The following is an 18,960-nucleotide window of genomic DNA, read 5'->3' on the forward strand; positions in this document are numbered from 1 at the left end:
TGCATGGGGGTCGGGCCCCGGCAGCCCCTGACCGCCGGGGCCCGACCCCCATGCACGAGCACCCCGAACCGCAGTGCGGTTCGGGGTGCTGGTCGTGCGCTTCTACGTCCGGCGGCCGGCGAGGACGGCCAACGCGGCCAACCACTTCTGCGTCAACGCATTCACCTCGTCCTCCTCGAACACGTCCGGCGGGAACGACAGGAACGCCTTGATGCGGGAGCCCGCCTCGTCCGTCTCCGCCATGGACTGGATGTCCAGCTCGGCCTGAGCCGGCATGCGGTTGCGCGCCACGTCGGTCAGGTCCGGGGTGTCGAAGTCCGGCAACCACGCCGATCCGCGCAACTCCTCGGGCACGCCCGTCTCGGCCACGCGTCCGATGTAGTTGAACACGATCTGCGGTTCCGCGAACTCACGCAACGTGGCCGCGGACGGGTCGTCGAGATACCGCAGCATGCCGTAGCCGATGCCGTGATCGGGCACGGTCGCGAAGCTCGACCGTGTCCGCTCCACCACGTCGTCCCCGGCCGCTCGACCGTCGACGACCGCAGCCGGGTCGAGGCCGGACAGGTCGACCCGAGCCGGGTACATCGTGGTGAACCAGCCGACCGTGCGAGCCAGGTCGGACCCCGGCACCACGGCCTCTTCGCGACCGTGGCCCTCCAGCGTGAGCAGCGGCGCCGCCGCCGTCTCGCCTCGCTCGGCCCGCCACGCCGCCACCGCGACGGACAGGGCTGCGACCAGCACCTCGGCGGTGGTGGCCGACTCGGCTCCCCGCGGCGACAGCAGAGCTTCCGACACCTCGTCGGGAACGACGACGGTGGTGCGGGTCAACCGGTCGGCGGTGTCGACGGCCGGGTCGAGGCGACGACGCCCGAGGGTCGGGTCGTCGGCGCGGAGCACGGACCGCCAGTAGTCCAGCTCTCCGCGCCGCGCGGCGGCCCGACGCACCAGTTCGGTGCTCCAGGTCCGCCAGGAGGTGTCGACGGGAGCGAGGCTCGGGACCTGTCCGGACGACACGGCCACGCCGGCGGTGACGAGGTCCGTGACGAGGATGCGCCACGAGACCGAGTCGATCACCAGGTGGTGCGGCAGGACCAGCAGACGACCCGCCGCGGCGTCGTCCTCCGGGGCGAACCACAGCAGCTCGAGCATGTCGCCGCGTTCCGGGTCGAGCCGCGCCATCGCGGCGTCGAACTCGCGCCGCAGCACGTCGGCGTAGCCGTCGGTCCCCGGCTCGGACCCGGAGGCCAGCGGGATGCGCCGGATCCGGGAGGCGAGGTCGTACTCGCTCGCCGGCGGCACCACCAGCGCACGACCGGCGACGTCCACCCGCGCCCGCAGCACGTCGTGCCGCTCGACCACCGCGGACAGCACCGTGGTCAGCGCGTTGGCCGTGACTCCCGCGGGCAGCGTGAGCATGAGCGGCATGACGAAGCCGGACCAGTCACCGCCGCGCTCGACCATCTTCTCCGCGACGGGCGAGAGCGGGGCGATGCCGACACCGTCGTCCGCCACGGTCGCCGACGAGCCGGGTCCGCGCGCATCGACGGCCGCGGCGATGGCCGAGACCGTCCTCAGCTCGAACACCTCGCGTGCGGTGAACGCCACGCCCGCGGCGCGGGCCCGTGCCACCAGCTGCATCGACACGATGGAGTCGCCGCCGAGGTCGAAGAACGAGTCGTCCGCACCGACACGGTCGATGCCGAGGACCTCGGCGACGACCCCTGCCACCGTGATCTCCGTCGGGGTCGACGGCGCGCGGTACTGCCCGGCGGACAGCTCCGGCACCGGCAACGCGCGGCGATCGGTCTTGCCGCTCGCCGTCGACGGGAACGCGTCCAGGACGGTGACGACGTCGGGAACCATGTACCCGGGCAGCACCCGGGCGGCGGCGTCGGTCACCGACGCGACGTCGACGGTGGCTCCGGCGCGCGGCACCACGTACCCGGCGAGCACGCTCGCCGCGCCGATCTCGTGGACCACCACCGCGGCCTGCGCCACGTCGGGGTGACCGGCGAGCACGGACTCGATCTCCTCGAGCTCGACGCGCAGACCGCGCAGCTTCACCTGGAAGTCGACGCGGCCGACGAACTCGAGCTCGCCGTCGTCGGTCCAGCGCACCAGGTCACCGGTGCGGTACAGGCGCTCGCCCGCACCGCCGAACGGATCCGCGACGAACCGCTCGGAGGTGAGGTCGGCACGCGCCGCGTACCCGCGGGCCAGCTGGTCGCCGGCCAGGTACAGCTCGCCCGCCGCCCCCGGGGCGACCGGGCGCAGTCGGTGGTCGAGCACCCGCGCGGTGACGTTCCAGGCCGGGTGGCCGATCGGCATGGCCGGTCCGGCGACGAGCGCCACGCTGCCGTCGACCCCGACGGCGTCGAAGCTGGTCGCGTCGACGGTCACCTCGGTGGGGCCGTACAGGTTGACCACCCGCGCATCGGTGACGCGGTGCACCCGCTCGGTGAGCGCCGCGGTCAGCGCCTCGCCGCCGGAGAACACGGCCCGCAGCGAACGCAGGGTGTCCGGTCCGAGTTCGGCCGCGGCGTCGACGAAGAGCGAGAGCACCGACGGCACGAACTGCACCACGGTGACACCGCGATCGGCCACGATCCGCGCCATGTAGGCGGGGTCGCGGTGACCGTCCGGCTCGGCGACGACGGTGCGGGCACCGACGACGGACGGGGCGAAGAGCTCCCACACCGACGCGTCGAAGGTGAACGGCGTCTTCTGCAGCACCACGTCCGACTCGTCGAGCGCGAACTCGTCGATCAGCCAGAGCAGCTGGTTGACCAGCGCGCCCTGCGTCACCTCGACGCCCTTGGGCACGCCGGTCGATCCGGAGGTGAACAGCACGTATGCCAGCGAGTCCGGTCGCACGACGCCGCGTCGATCGGCGTCCGTCAGCGCCGCACCGGACCGGCCGTCGGCCAGCGAGGCGACGTCGACGTACTCCACGTCGGCGATCCCCTCCGGCGCGGTCGTCCCGGCGGCCGCGATCACGCACCGCGGCGACGACGCGGCGAGCACCGCACGGGTGCGCGCCTCCGGGTTGTCCGGGTCGATCGGCACGTAGGCCGCTCCGGCCGTCGTGACGGCGGCGAGGGCCACCAGCAGGTCGATCGAGCGCGGCAACGAGACGCCGACCCGGTCGTCGGGTCCGACGCCGCGGTCGACGAGCCCGCGCGCCACCTGCGCGACGCGAGCCCCGAACTCGGTGTAGGTCAGGGACTCACCGGCGAACTCGACGGCGACGGCGTCGGGCGACCGTCGGACGCGGTCGGCCAGCAGGTCGGCGACGGTCGTCGTCGGAACCTCGTGGCGCGTGTCGTTCCACTCCTCGAGCACCGCCCGACGCTCGGCGGCGGACAGCACGTCGATCTCGCCGACGGACGCGGATCCGCGGGTCGCGACGGCCTCGAGGATGCGGCCGAGGCGGGCCGCGATGGCCGTCACGCGGGCCTCACCGAGGATCGCGGGCACGTACTTCAGCGTCACGTGCAGCGCGGTGTCGGTGTGCGCGAGCACGGTCAGCGGATAGTGCGACGCGTCCTCGACGTCGGCGCCGGCGAACTGCATGCCGTCGATGTCGGTGGTCTCGTCGATCCCGGCGCTCTCGATCGGGTACGACTCGAACACCGTCAGCGTGTCGAACAGACCCGCCGTGCCCACCGCCTGCTGGATGCGCGGCAACCCCAGGAAGTGGTGCTCGATCAGGTCGGCCTGCTCGGACTGGATGCGCTCGAGCAGAGCGTGGACGGACTCGTCCTCGTCGAGGCGCACCCGCACCGGGATGGTGGTGATGAACAGGCCGAGCATCGACTCGATGCCGCTGATCTCCGGCGGGCGGCCGGACACGGTCGCGCCGAAGACGACGTCCTCGGACGCCACGGTGCGCGCGAGCAGGATGCCCCAGGCCGCCTGCACGATCGTGTTCATGGTGACGCCGCGTTCGCGCGCCACCGCCGACAGCGCGTCGGAGACGCCGTCGGGCAGCACGACGTCCAGCTCGGCCGGGACCACGTCCACGCCCTCGGCGGGCAGGGTCGGCGCGAGCAGCGTCGGCTCGTCCAGCCCGTCCAGCGCGTGGGTCCACGCCGTGGTCGCCGCCGCGAAGTCCCGCTCCGACAGCCACGACAGGAAGTCCTTGTACGGCCGCACGCGCGGCAGCACCGAGCCGTCGCCGCGGGCGGCGTACAGCACGATCAGGTCCTTGAGCATCAACGGCATCGACCAGCCGTCGAGCAGGATGTGGTGGTTGCTCACCGAGAAGACGTACGACGACGGGCCGGTGACGATCATGAGGAAGCGCATGAGCGGCGGCGCGGCCAGATCGAAGCGGGCGACGCGGTGCTCGTGCAGCAACGTCGCGACGGTCTCGTCCCGCGTCGCCGGGTCGGCGTCCGTGAGATCGACCGTCCGGAAGTCGATGTCGTGCACCGGGTCCGCGAGGTCGACGACCACCTGCACCATCGCCCCGTCGGGGTCGGTGACGAAGCCGGCCCGCAGGTGCGGGTGCCGCGTGATCAGGGCCGCGGCCGCGGCACGCATGCGCTCGATGTCGACCGATCCGGTCAGACGCAGCGCCACCTGGGCGGTGTAGACGTCGGTTCCCGCGCCGTCGGCACCGACCTCGCCGGCCAGCACCGAGTGGAAGAGCATGCCCTCCTGCAGGGGCGCGAGCGACCACACGTCCGCGAGCGTCGGGTAGCGCTTCTCGAGCCGGTCGAGCACGGGCTGCGTGACCGGCACCAGCGGCACGTCGGACGGGGTGAGGCCCCCGGCGTCCGGACGACGGGCGTGGTCCGCCAACGCCGTCGCGGCGTCGACGAACAGGTCGGCGAGACGACGCGCGTCGGCGCCGGACAGCACGCCGGTGGCGTGGGCGAACGACGCGGTCAGCACCGGGCCCGACGCGGTGTCGGACGTCGCGGCGTTGATCGACAACACCGCCGGGACCACCATGCCGGGGTCCTGCGCGCCGCCGAGCTGTCCCCCGTCGGAGGCGGGCTGCCAGCCGAACGCCGCGTACTGCTCGGCGTCCGCCCCGGCGGGTCCGGAGACGCGGCCGAGGTAGTTGAACCCGATCTCGGGGGACGGCAGGGCCGCCAACTCGTCGGCCGTCGCCGCGTTCAGGTGGCGGAGCAGGCCGTAGCCGATACCGCGCTCCGGCACGGCGAGCAGCTGCTCCTTGACGGCCTTGATCGCCGTGCCGGCGGCGGGACCGCCGCGCAGCGCGTCGTCGAGGTCGGCGCCGGTGACGTTCAGACGCACCGGGTAGAGGGTGGTGAACCAGCCGACGGTCCGGCCGAGATCCGCGCGGCCGACGGCATCCTCCTCGCGGCCGTGGCCCTCGAGGTCGAGGGTCAGCGCACCCGCGTCCTGTCCGCGCTTCCGGCGCCAGGCGCCGACGGCCAGGGCGAGGGCGGTGAGAAGCGCGTCGTTGACGCCGCCGCGGTAGGCCTCGGGCAGCGGGCCGAGCAGCGCCTCGGTGACCGGGACGGGCAGCTCGATCTCGAACCGGTCCGTCGTCGACACCGTGTCCACGGCCGGATCCACCGGCCGCGATCCCAGCCGCGGGCCGGCGTCGGCGAGGACCGAGCGCCAGTGCGCCAGTTCCGCGACCCGCGACTCCGACGCGGCCTCGTCGACCAGGGCGTGCGCCCAGGTCCGCATCGAGGTGCCGACGGCGGTGAGCGACGGCTCCTGACCGCCGGTGACCTGCGCCCAGGCGGTCGCGAAGTCGGGCACGAGGACGCGCCAGGAGACCCCGTCGACCACCAGGTGGTGGATCAGGATCAGCAGTCGGCCGGTGCCGCCGGCCTCACGGGACGCGGGGTCGAACCAGACGATCTGCACCATCCGGCCCTCGGCGGGCGCGAGCCGCGCGGCCGCGCGGTCGAGTTCCGCCTCGGCGAGCGCGACGAACTCGTCGCTGCCGGGCGCCGCGTCGGTGGCGACGCGGGTGACCACGTCGGCCGGGTCGATCGATCCGGCCGGCAGGGCCTCGAGCGCGTCGGCGCCGAGGCGGGTGCGGAGCTGATCGTGGTGATCGAGCACCGCGGCGACCGTGCGGTGCAGCGGGTCGGCCGTCACACCCTCGGGCAGCGTGAGGAACACGGCCTGGGAGAAGCGGTCGTACTCGCGGCGGGTGTCGACCAGCCAGCGCATGATCGGCGTGAGCGGCATCGTGCCGACGCCGCCGCCCTCGATCTCGGCAAGGGTCTCGCCGACGACCGCGTCGTCGGCGAGGGTGGCCACCTCGGCGAGCGCGGCGACGGTGCGACGTTCGAAGACGTCCCGCGCACGGAAGACCACGCCGGCGGCCTTCGCCCGCGTGACCAGCTGGATCGAGACGATGCTGTCGCCGCCGAGCCCGAAGAACGAGTCGTCGACGCCGACGCGCTCGACGCCGAGCACCTCGGCGAACAGGGCCGCGAGGGTTTCCTCCATCGGGGTCGCCGGTGCGCGGTACGTGTCCGCGGCGGAGGTGAAGACCGGTTCCGGCAGCGCCCGGCGGTCGAGCTTGCCCGCGGGCGTCAGCGGCACCCGGTCGAGCACGACGATCGACGACGGCACCATGTAGCCGGGCAGCGACGCCCCGACGTGCTCGGACAGCGCCGAGACGTCGACGGTGCGACCGCGCACGGGCAGGACGTAGGAGACCAGGACGGTCTGGCCGGTCTGCGACCGCTTGTGTCCGACCGTGACGGCGAAGTCCACGTCGTCGTGGCGGCCGAGCACCGAGTCGATCTCGCCGAGCTCGATGCGGAAACCGCGGACCTTCACCTGGAAGTCGCTGCGGCCGACGTACTCGAGGTCGGCGGCGGACGAGTCGGCACCGGAGTCGACCCACCGCACGACGTCACCGGTGCGGTACATCCGCGCCCCGGGCTCGCCGAACGGCGCCGCGACGAAGCGTTCCGACGTCAGCGACTCGCGGTCGTGATATCCCCGCGCCACGGACGGACCGGCGACGTACAGCTCGCCGGGCACGCCGACCGGGACGGGCTGCAGACGCTCGTCGAGCACCGCGAGTTCCACGCCGCGCGTCGGGCCACCGATGGTGACCGGGCGGTCGGGCGACATCGGCACGGACGACGTGCTCCAGATGGTGGCCTCGCTGGGCCCGTACAGGTTGAACATCCGGCGGCCGGGCGCCCAGCGGCGCATGACCTCGGGCGGGCACGCCTCGCCGGCCACGGCGAGGACGGCGAGCTCGTCCAGCCCGGACGGGTCGACGGTCGTCAGTGCGGCCGGGGTGACGAAGGCGTGGGTGACGTGCGCGCCGCGCAGCAGGTGGACCAGGTCCTCGCCGCCGATGATCGACGTCGGGGCGATCACCATGGTCGACGCCGCGGCGACCGCCATGAGGATCTCGAAGACCGACGCGTCGAAGCTCGGCGAGGCGAAGTGCAGCACCCGCGACTCGGGGGTCAGGCCCATGCGCTCGCGCTGTTCGACGACGACGTTGGCCAGGCCCGTGTGCGTGACGACGACGCCCTTGGGCCGTCCGGTCGAGCCGGACGTGTAGATCATGTACGCCGCGTCGGTGAGACGCGTCGCGCGCGCCGGCGCGGTGAGCGGGTCGGCGGCCTCGATCTCGGCGACGGTGTCGGGGTCGTCGAGCGCGATCCAGCGCGCCGAGTCCGGCAGGGTGTCGACGGACGACGCGAGCGTCAGGCCCACGGTCGCCCCGGAGTCGGAGACCATGTACTCGATGCGGTCCGACGGGTAGCCCGGGTCGACGGGCACCACGGCGCCGCCGGCCTTGGCGACGGCCCGGAAGGCCACGACCGAGTGCACGGAGCGCGGCAGCGCGGAGGCCACCACGGTCTCCGCCGTCACGCCGCGGTCGACGAGCACGCGGGCGAGACGGGCTGCGCGCGTGTCGAGTTCGCGGTAGGTGACCCGCTCGTCGCCCAGCATGACGGCGACGCCGTCCGGGTTCGCGGCCACGGAGTCGGCCAGCAGTGCGGCGAGGGTGCGCGGCTCGGCGTTCTCCGGTCCGCGGACCGGCAGCAGCTGTCGACGCTCGTCCGCGTCGAGCAGGTCGATGTCACCCACGGCGACGGTGGGGTCGGCGACGACGGCCTCGAAGAGCCACACCAGTCGGTCCCCGAGCCGCGCGACGGTGTCGGCGTCGAACAGGTCCGTGGCGTAGGTGATGACGGCGTCGATCCCGGCGGGCGACCGGTCCTCGCCCACGTTCTCGGCGAGCGAAAGCTGGAGGTCGAACTTCGAGGTGCCGGTGCCGCCCTCGAGTCCCTCGACGGTGAGGCCGGGGAGTTCGAGCCGCGCCTGCTGGTTGTTCTGCAGCGCCAGGGCCACCTGGAACAGCGGCGAGTGCGCGGTGGACCGCTCGGGCGCGATCACCTCGACCAGCCGCTCGAACGGGATGTCGGTGTGGGTGAACGCCGCGAGGTCCGTGCTGCGCACGCGCGCCAGCAGGTCGCGGAACGACTCCGCCGGGTCGATCTGCGTCCGCAGCACCAGGGTGTTGACGAACATGCCGACGACGTCGTCGAGCTTCTCGTCGGGGCGACCGGCGATGGCGGTGCCGACGGCGATGTCGTCGGTGGTCGACGAGCGCGCGAGCAACACCGCGAGGACCGCGTGCACCACCATGAACAGCGACGCGTTGTTCCGACGCGCCAGATCGTCCAGTGCCGCTTGCAGTTCCGCGGGAATGGTGAAGGTGTGGTCGGCGCCACGCATCGACTGCGTCGCCGGCCGCGGGCGGTCGGTGGGCAGGTCGAGGGCGTCGGGCAACCCGTCGAGTTCGCGCGTCCAGAACTCGAGCTGACGGGAGGCGAGCGACTCGGGGTCGGACTCGTCACCGAGCAGTTCGCGCTGCCACAGGGCGTAGTCGGCGTACTGGACGGCCATCGGCGTCCAGCCCGGCTCGCCCCCGCCGACGCGGGATCCGTAGGCCAGCATGATGTCTCGGGCCAGCGGCGCCATCGACGCACCGTCCGCGGAGACGTGGTGGACCACCAGGACCAGCACGTGGTCCTCGGGTCCGGCGCTGAGCAGGCCGGCCCGCACGGGCACGCGTTGGGCGACGTCGAATCCGCCGGTGACCAGTTCGGTCACCCGCGCGAGAATCGCCTCGTGGTCGGGCAGGTGCTCGACCTCGACGTCGGTCAGCACACCCTGCTCGGCGAGTCCGGAGGTGGTGAGGATCCGCTGCACCGGGCCGTGCCCGTCGTCGGGGTAGTAGGTCCGCAGCGACTCGTGCCGGTCGATCACGTCCTCGACGGCGGCGCGCAGGGCGTCGACGTCGAGCGTGCCGGTGAGCCGGATGACCATCGGGATGTTGTACGCGGCCGACGACGTGTCGAACTGGTTGACGAACCACATCCGGGACTGCGCCGTGGACAACGGGATTCGCGCGGGACGATGCTGCGCGGTCAGGGCCGGACGGGCCGTCCCCGAACCGCCCGAGTGCTCGGCGCGCGACGCGAGACCGCCGACGGTGGGCGCCTCGAAGAGCTCGCGCACCCCGAGGTCGACGCCGAGGGCCTCGTTGATCCGTGCGACCACGCGCGTCGCGCTGAGGGAGTTGCCCCCGAGCGCGAAGAAGCTGTCGTCGAGACCCACCCGGTCGGTGCCGAGGACGTCCGCGAACACCGACGCCACCACGTCCTCGACGGGGGTGCGCGGGGCGCGGTACTCGCCGCCGCCGAGCTCGAACTCGGGCTCCGGCAGGGCCTTTCGGTCCAGCTTGCCGTTGACGTTGAGCGGCATCGCGTCGAGGACGACGACGGTGGCGGGCACCATGTACGTCGGCACGCGCCGACCCACGAACTCCAGCAGGGCCGCCGTGTCCACGACGGCACCGCCGCGCGGCACCACGTAGCCCACCAACTGATCGCCGGTCCGCTGGTCGCCGCGGACCGCGACGACGGCGGAGTCGACGTCGTCGTGCGCGAGCAGCGCCCGCTCGATCTCCTCGAGCTCGATGCGGAAACCGCGCACCTTCACCTGGAAGTCGCTGCGGCCCACGTAGAGCAGCTCCGAGCGACCCGACCCGTCGGCGGCGCGGCTCCAGCGGACGAGGTCGCCGGTGCGGTACATCCGCGTACCCGGAGCGCCGAGGCTCGCCGCGAAGGGATCCGCGACGAACCGCTCGCTGGTGAGATCCGGGCGATCGACGTACCCGCGGGCCAGCTGATCTCCCGCGAGATAGAGCTCACCCGTCACCCCGACCGGAACCGGGTGCAGACGGTCGTCGAGCACGTAGACGCGGCTGTTCCACTCGGGACGTCCGATCGGCACGGACGAGTACGCCGACTGCTCGGTCGGCGACACCGGATGGTGCGTGATCGACACGGCGGCCTCCGTGGGTCCGTAGAGGTTGTGGAGCTCGACCTGCGGTGCACGGGAGGCGGATCCGTCGCCGAACACCTCGAACACCCGCCGCACGGTGTCCGGGGTCAGCGCCTCGCCGATCGCGAGGATGCGGCGCAGCGAGGTCAGCCGGGCGGGGTCGGCCACGGCGAGGAACGACGCGAGCAGCGACGGCACGAAGTGCGTCGTCGTGATGCGTCGGTCGTGCACGAGGTTCGCGAGATACACCGGGTCGCGGTGTCCCTCGGGCTTGGCGACGACGAGCGTCGCGCCGACGGTCGGCGCCCACCAGAACTCCCACACCGACAGGTCGAAGGTCGCCGGCGTGCGCTGCAGCACGGCGTCGTCGGTGGTCAGCGGGTACTCGAACTGCTTCCAGCGCAACTGGTTCGCGATGGCGCCGTGCGAGATCGCCACACCCTTGGGCCGTCCCGTCGAGCCGGACGTGAAGATCAGGTAGGCGGTGTTGTCGCTGCGCAGGGGGCGCACGCGGATCGCGTCGGTCACGCGTGTGTCCGTCACGGGCACGGTGTCCACGTCGAGCGTCCGCACGTCCGCGGGCAGGTTCACCGGGCGGGCGGACGAGGTCAGCACGACGGCGGGCCGCGCCGTCTCGAGCACGTACGCCGTGCGCTCGGCGGGGTGGTCCGGATCGATCGGCAGATAGACCGCTCCCGCGACCGCGACCGCGTACATGCCGACCAGCAGTTCCACGGACCGCTCGAACGCCAGACCCACGACGTCCTCGGTGCCGAGGCCGTCCTCGATCAGCCGCGCCGCCACGGAATGCACCCGTGCGGCGAACTCGGCGTAGGTCAGTTCGGTGTCCTCGAACACGATCGCGGTCTGCTCCGGGTGCGCCGCGACGGCGTCGTCGAACAGGCTCGCCAGGGTGGCGGGCGGCAGGTCGACGTCCGTGGCGTTGCGCTCCTGCAGCACCGCGCGCGTCTCGTCGGCCGAGAGCATCGGCAGGTCGCCCACCAGCGCATCCGGATCGGCGACGATCGCGTCCACCAGCCGCACGAAGCGGTCGGCGACGTCGCGCACCGTCGACTCGTCGAACAGATCCGTGGCGTAGGTGAAGATCGCCGACATGCCGGCCGCGACGCCGTCGTCGTAGAAGTCCGACAGGATCAGGTGCAGGTCGAACTGGGCGTTGTCGCCCTCGACGTCGAGCGCCTCGATGCGCAGATCCGGCAGGGCCAGCTCACCGCGCTCGATGTTCTGGAAGGACAGGCCCACCTGGAAGAACGGGTGGCGCGCCGTGGAGCGCACGGGGTTGAGCACCTCGACCAGGCGCTCGAACGGCACGTCGGCGTGCGAGAACGCCGCGAGGTCCGTGTCCTTCACCGAGTCCAGGACGCCGCCGAACGACGCCCCGAGGTCGACCTGCGTGCGCAGCGCGAGGGTGTTGACGAACATGCCGACGACGCCCTCGAGTGCCTCCTCGCCGCGACCGGCGATCGGGGTGCCCACGGCGATGTCGGTGGTCCCGGACAGCCGCGCCAGCAGCACCGCGAACGCGGCGTGCGCGGCCATGAACGTACTGGCGCCGTGGGCGCGTGCGACGGCCTCGAGGCCGCGGTGCGCGTCCGCGGACAGCGCGAACTCGACGCGCTTGCCGTGCAGCGACTGCACCGGCGGGCGGGGACGGTCGGTCGGCAGCTCGAGCTGATCCGGCGCGTTCGCCAGCGCGCGGCGCCAGAAGGACACCTGCGCGTTGAGGACCGACGACGGGTCGTTCTCGTCGCCGAGCACCTGCCGCTGCCAGACGGCGTAGTCGGCGTACTGCACGGCCAGCGGAGCGAACTGCGGGGCCTGCCCGGCGGCGCGCGCCACGTAGGCCGTGGTGACGTCGCGGACGAAGGGCGCCATCGACTCGCCGTCGGCGGAGACGTGGTGCACCACGAGTGCCAGCACGTAGGTGTCGGCGGCGGTGCGGTAGAGCCGCACGCGCACCGGCACCGCGGCCGTGACGTCGAAGCCGCCGGTCGCCAGCTCGTACAGGTGTCCGGGCAGGGCGTCCTCGGTGACGTCGACCGGCGTCAGGTCCGGCGCGACGTCGGCCGCGGGCAGGATCACCTGCACGGGACCGTCGGCGGTGTCCGGGTAGACGGTGCGGAGCGACTCGTGCCGCTCGAGGACGTCCGCCACGGCGGTGGTGAGCACGTCGACGTCCAACGCGCCGACCATCTTCACCGCGAGGGGAATGTTGTACGCCGCACTGTCCGGATCGAAGCGGTTGAGGAACCACATGCGGGACTGCGCCAGCGACAACGGGATTCGCTCGCCGCGCGGCACGCGGCCGAGCACCGGTCGGGCCGTGGTGTCGGCGGCGCGGTCCGCGAGGGCCGCGGCCAGCTCGGCGACGGAGGGAGCCTCGAAGAGTTCGCGGACCCCGACCCGCGAGCCGACGACGGCGCCCGCCCGGGAGACGACGCGCGTCGCGGACAGCGAGTTGCCGCCGAGCTCGAAGAAGCTCTCGTCGACGCTCACCCGGTCGAGACCGAGGACGTCCTCGAAGACGCCCGCCAGTGCGCGCTCCAGATCGGTGGTGGGAGCGCGGTACTCGGCTCTGGTGGTGACGAACTCGGGCTCCGGCAGCGCGCGCCGATCCAGCTTGCCGATCGGCGTCAGCGGGATCTCGTCGAGCACGATCACCGCGGACGGCACCATGTGCGCCGGAAGGTGTTCGGCCACCACGGCCGTCATGTCCTCGGGAGCGATCACCGCGCCCGCGGCGGGCAGGACGTAGGCGGCCAGGGCGGTGTCGCCGTCCGGGCCCGGAGCGCCGACGGTGACGGCGAACTCGACGCGGTCGTCCGCGGAGAGCACCGCGTCGATCTCGCCGAGCTCCACGCGGAAACCGCGCACCTTCACCTGGAAGTCGCTGCGGCCCACGTACTCCACCGAATCGGCGGGCACGTCGTGCCGACCGCTCCAGCGCACCACGTCGCCGGTGCGGTACATCCGCTCACCGGGCTCGCCGTACGGGTTGGCGACGAAGCGCTCGGCCGTGACGCTCGGGCGCTCGTGATACCCGCGGGCCAGGCCCGGACCGGCCAGGTAGAGATCGCCGCGCACCCCGCGCGGCACCGGCCGGAGCCGCGCGTCGAGAATCAGCGCCGACACCCCGCGCAGCGGCGAGCCGATGGTGACCGCGTCGCCGTGCGACAGCGCCGGGGTGATGGTGACGATCACCGTGGTCTCGGTGGGGCCGTAGGCGTTCCGGAGCTTCCCGGACCACCGGGTGGCCAGCTCGGGCGGGCACACGTCGCCGCCCACGACGACCGACCGCACGGTGTCCAGTCCGGTCGGGTCGACCGTCATGAGCGCCGTCGGGGTCATGACCACGTTGGTCACCGACTCCCGCGCGATCAGGGCCGCCAACTCGTCGCCGCCGAAGACGTCGTTCGGGGCCACCACGAGCGTCGCGCCGGCCGTGAAGCAGGCGAGGAGCTCGCCGACGGAGGTGTCGAAGCTCGGCGACGCCACGTGCAGGAACCGCGACTCGGGCGAGACGTCGTAGTGCTCGCGGACGTCGGTCGCCAGGTTGGCCAGCCCGCCGTGGGTGACGACGACGCCCTTCGGCTTGCCCGTCGACCCGGACGTGTAGATCAGGTAGGCCGGGTGTTCGCGGCGCAGCACGGCGGTGCGGTCCGCGTCGGTGACGGGAGCGGTGTTCGCTCCGTCCGGTGCGGTCAGGGCGGCGGTGAGGTCCACCGTCGGCACGTCGGCGGGCAGCACGGCGGCGTGCTCGGCCGTGGTGAGGGCGAGGACCGCGCCGGAATCGCGCAGCATCTCCTCGATGCGCTCGGCCGGGTACTCGGGGTTGACCGGCAGATAGGCAGCGCCGGTCTTGGCCACCGCCCAGATGCCCAGGATCGACTCCAGCGAGCGAGTCACCACCAGCGCGACGAACTGCTCCGGGCCCACCCCGGTGTCGATCAACCTGCGCGCCAACGCCGTCGACGCGTCGTCGAGCTCGCGGTAGGTCATCGTCTCGCCGCGGAAGGTCACCGCGTCGGCCGACGGGTCGATCGCCGCGCCGGCGGCCAGGAGCTCCGCCAGCGTGCGGCCGGGAACGCTCGCGCCGCCGCGCACGGGAGCCAGCGTGCGGCGCTCGTCGGCATCGAGGATCTCGATGTCGCCCACCACCGCGGTGGGATCGACGGTCACCGTCGCGAGGATGCGCAGGAAGCGGTCCGCGAACGACGCCACCGTGCGGTCGTCGAACAGATCGGTGGCGTAGTCGAAGGACGCTTCGAGGCCGGCGGGGCGGCCGTCCGCGTCGACGTTCTCTCCGAGGGAGAGCTGCAGATCGAACTTGGCGGCCTCGAGCGACGTCTCGATGGGCGCGATGCCCAGGCCGGGCAGCGCGAAGTCGGGACGCTCGGTGTTGTTGAACGCCAACGCCACCTGGAACAGCGGCTGGTGCGCGGTCGATCGCGGCACCTTCAGCACCTCGACCAGCCGCTCGAACGGGATGTCCGCGTTGCCGAACGCCGACAGGTCCGTCTCGCGCACCTGCGCCAGCAGATCGACGAATCGGATGTCCGCGTCGACGTGCGCCCGCAACACCAGGGTGTTGACGAACATGCCCACCAGCGGGTCGAGTTCCGCGTCGCCGCGACCGGCGACCGGCGTGCCGACGGCGACGTCGTCGCTGCCGGAGAGTCGTTCGAGCAGCACGGACAGGGCCGCGTGGACCACCATGAACAGCGAGACGTCGTGTGCGCGAGCGATGTCCGCCAATGCCGCGTGCGTGTCGGCGTCGACGGTGAACCCGTGCGTGGCTCCGCGCAGCGACTGCACGGCCGGCCGTGGGCGGTCCGTGGGCAGGTCGATCGCCTCGGGCAGACCGTCGAGCGCGCGGCGCCAGTGGTCGATCTGCTGCGCCGCCACCGACGTCGGATCGGACTCGTCGCCCAGAACTCGGCGCTGCCAGATCGCGAAGTCCGCGTACTGCACCGCCAGCGGAGCCCACTGTGGCGCCTGCCCCTCGACCCGCGCGAGATAGGCGGTGAAGACGTCCGTGAACAGCGGCGTCATCGACGCGCCGTCCGCGCTGATGTGGTGCGCGACGAGCATGAGGACGTGCTCGGTGTTCTCGCCGTTCTCGCCGTCCCCGCCGTTCCCGCCGTTCTCGCCGCTGTCAGCGCTGTCACCACTGCCCGCGACGGCGAACAGGGCGACCCGCAGCGGCACCGACTCGGTGACGTCGAAGCCGGTGAGCGCCAACTCCCGCATCCGGGCGATCAGTGCGCTCTCGTCGGCGACCGTCTCCACCGCGAGGTCGGGAGCGACCTCGTCGGTCGGGCGGATCACCTGGTGCGGCCCGTCCGCCGCGTCCGGGAACACCGTGCGCAGCGATTCGTGGCGGTCGAGGACGTCGCGCAGCGCCGCCCGCATGGCGGCCACGTCGAGCGCGCCCGTGACCCGCACCGCGAGCGGCAGGTTGTACGCGGGCGATTCGGGATCGAAGCGGTTGATGAACCACATGCGCTGCTGCGCGAGCGACAGCGGGATCGTCTCCCCGCGCTCCTGCGGTTCGAGGACCGGGCGGGCGCCGGTGTGGTCGCGGCCGCCGATCAGCTCGGCCACCTCGGCCACGGTCGGGTGATCGAAGACCTCCCGCACGGTCAGCGCGACGCCGAGGGACGCCGACACGCGCGCCGCGACGCGGGTGGCGCCGAGCGAGGTGCCGCCGATCTCGAAGAACGAGTCCAGCGCGCCGACGCGCTCGGCTCCGGTCACCTCGGCGAAGACCGTGGCGACCGCGCGCTCGGTCTCGGTGCGCGGCTCGACGTACTCCGCCGTCGACACGCCGAACTCCGGCTGCGGCAGGGCACGACGATCGAGCTTGCCGTTGGCGGTCACCGGGAGCGCGTCCAGGAGCAGGACGACGTCCGGAACCATGTACTCGGGCAACCGATCCGCGAGTGCGGCTGTCAGCTCGGCGGGATCGAGGGCCGCGCCCGCGGCGGGCACGACGTACGCGACCAGGTGCTGATCGCCCGCGGCGTCGATCACCAGCGCGACCGACTCGGACACCCCGTCCAGATCCGTCAGCGCGGTCTCGATCTCGGGCAGCTCGATGCGCAGACCGCGCAGCTTCACCTGGAAGTCGGTGCGCCCGAGGTAGTCCAGCTCCCCGTCGGGACGACGACGGACGAGGTCGCCGGTGCGGTACATCCGCGCGCCGGCGTCCTGCGGGTCGGCGACGAAGCGGTCGGCGGTGAGGTCGGGGCGTCCGACGTAGCACCGCGCCAGCTGGACACCGGTCAGGTACAGCTCGCCGGCGACGTTCGGCGGAACGGGCCGCAGCCGCTGATCCAGCACGCGCACATCGGTGTTCGCGACGGGTCGACCGATGGGCACGCTGTCCACGTCGGTCGGGACGTACCGGTGGTACGTGACGTCGACGGCGGCCTCGGTGGGGCCGTAGAGATTGTGCAGCCCCGCGTCGGTCAGCCCGGAGAGCCGGGCCGCGGTGGCGGGCGGGAGCGCCTCGCCGCTGGCGAAGACCAGGCGGAGGGTCCGCAGGGATTCCGGGTCGGCGGCGGCGACGAACACCGACAGCATCGACGGCACGAAGTGCAGGGTGGTCACGCTCTCCGCGGCGATCAGCCGCGTGAGGTAGGCGGGATCGCGATGTCCGCCCGGCTCGGCGACCACCAGGCGGGCGCCGATCTGCAGGGCCCAGAAGAACTCCCACACCGACACGTCGAACGTGGCGGGGGTCTTCTGCAGCACCACGTCCGACTCGGTGAGGCGGTACTCGTCCTGCATCCACACGATGCGGTTGACGATCGAGCGGTGCGACACCGCGACGCCCTTGGGGCGACCGGTGGAGCCGGAGGTGTAGATGACGTAGGCGGTGTGGTCCGGTCGCAGCGGTGCGCGTCGGTCGGCGTCGGTGAGCGGGGCGGTGTCCCGAGCCGACACGTCGAGCGTGGTGAGGTCGAGCAGCGGGACGTCCGAGACCTCGTCGGGCAGCGTGAATCCGCTGCCGGCGGTGGTCAACACCAGCGCGGGGCGGGCACTGCCCACGACGTATGCGATGCGATCGGCCGGGTGCTCGAGGTCGAGCGGCACGTAGGCACCGCCCGCGGCGACCACCGCGTACATGCCGACGAGCAACTCGACGGAGCGCGGAAGGGCCAGCGCCACATGGACGTCCGGCCCGACGCCGCGGTCGACGAGCTCGCGGGCCAGGGCGAACACCCGCGCGCCGAACTCGGCGTAGGACAGAGTCGTCCCCTCGACCGTGATCGCGGGCGCGTCCGGCGACGCGGTGAGCCGGTCGACGAACATCGAGGCGAGGGTGGCATCGAAGGCCGCCCCGCCGCCGGTGTCCGCGGCCGAGGACTCCGCGATCGCCGACGCCAGCATGGTCGAGAACCGGTCGGCGAAGCCCTCCGCCGCCGCCCCGTCGAGGATGCCGGGCAGCAGGGTGGACAGGGCGACGGTCACCGCCGCCTCCGGACCCACGCCGACGGCGGCGAGGGTCACGGCCAGTTCGGCCGACTTCTGCTGCAGCGCGCCGTAGGTGACGTCGGACCCGTTGTGCGAGATCGCGACGCCGTCGGGGTTGACCCGCGCGGCCCGCTCCAGCAGCTCCGCGAGCGAGAGCCCCTCCAGCTCGGCCAGGGCCGACCCCAGCGCGGGGGCGGGGGCGGCCGGCGCCGCGACGGCCACCGTGCCGCGCTCGGCATCGGTGAGGATGTCGATGTCGCCGACGACCACGCGACGGTCGGTGACGACGGCACGCAGCACCGCGAGGAACCGCTCCGCGAACGTCTCGATCGAGTCATGGTCGAGAATGTCGGTGGCGTAGGTGAAGTGGGCGGTGATGCCGGCGGGAGCGCCGTCGTCACCGAACTCCTCGTGCAGCGCCAGACCCAGGTCGTACTTCGCGTCGCGCAGACCGCCGTCGACCGCCTGCACCGTCAGCGCGGGCAGCTCCACCGACGGGTACTCGACGTTCTGGAACGTCAGCAGCACCTGGACCAACGGCGAGAAGGACTTCGACCGGGTCGGCGCGAGCAGCTCCACCACCCGCTCGAACGGCAGATCCGCGTGCGAGAACGCCCCGAGATCGGTCTCCTTGGTCGCGGCGAGCACGCCGTCGAACTCCGCGTCGGAGTCCACCCGGGTCCGCAGCGCGAGGGTGTTGACGAACATGCCGACGAGTCCGTCGAGCGCTTCCTCGCCGCGTCCGGCGGTGGGCGTCGCCACGGCGACGTCGTCGGTTCCGGACAGCCGGGACAGCAGCACGGCGAAGGCCGCGTGCATCACCATGAACAGCGTCGTGTCGGTCTCGCGCGCGAGATCGGTGAGCGCGGACTGGATCTCGGCCGGAATCGTCGTCTCGACGGCGCCGCCCTCGATGGACCGCACCGACGGGCGCGGCCGGTCGAGCGGGAACTCGAGCAGGTCCGGCAGACCCGCCAGGTTCTCGCGCCAGTAGCGCGCCTGATCGGCGGCGAGGGACTCCGGGTCCTCCTCGACGCCGAGGACCGCGCGCTGCCACAGCGCGAAGTCGGCGTACTGCACCGGCAACGGCGACCAGTCCGGCTCGCCGCCCGACACCCGAGCGGCGTACGC

General features: G+C 72.7%; 1 protein-coding gene (only partly in view). It reads right to left on the bottom strand.

What is annotated here, in order from left to right:
* Positions 1–102 precede the first annotated feature (102 nt).
* Positions 103–18,960: the 3' portion of a non-ribosomal peptide synthase/polyketide synthase gene (locus HQ603_RS15720; protein WP_261773932.1), read on the bottom strand. The gene runs 15,363 nt beyond the window's last position; only the last 18,858 of its 34,221 coding nucleotides appear in the window; the start codon falls outside the window, past its right edge — the gene reads right to left on this strand; the stop codon is at positions 103–105.

It is taken from the genome of Rhodococcoides corynebacterioides (assembly GCF_019834675.1).
GTDB classification, from domain to species: domain Bacteria; phylum Actinomycetota; class Actinomycetes; order Mycobacteriales; family Mycobacteriaceae; genus Rhodococcoides; species Rhodococcoides corynebacterioides_A.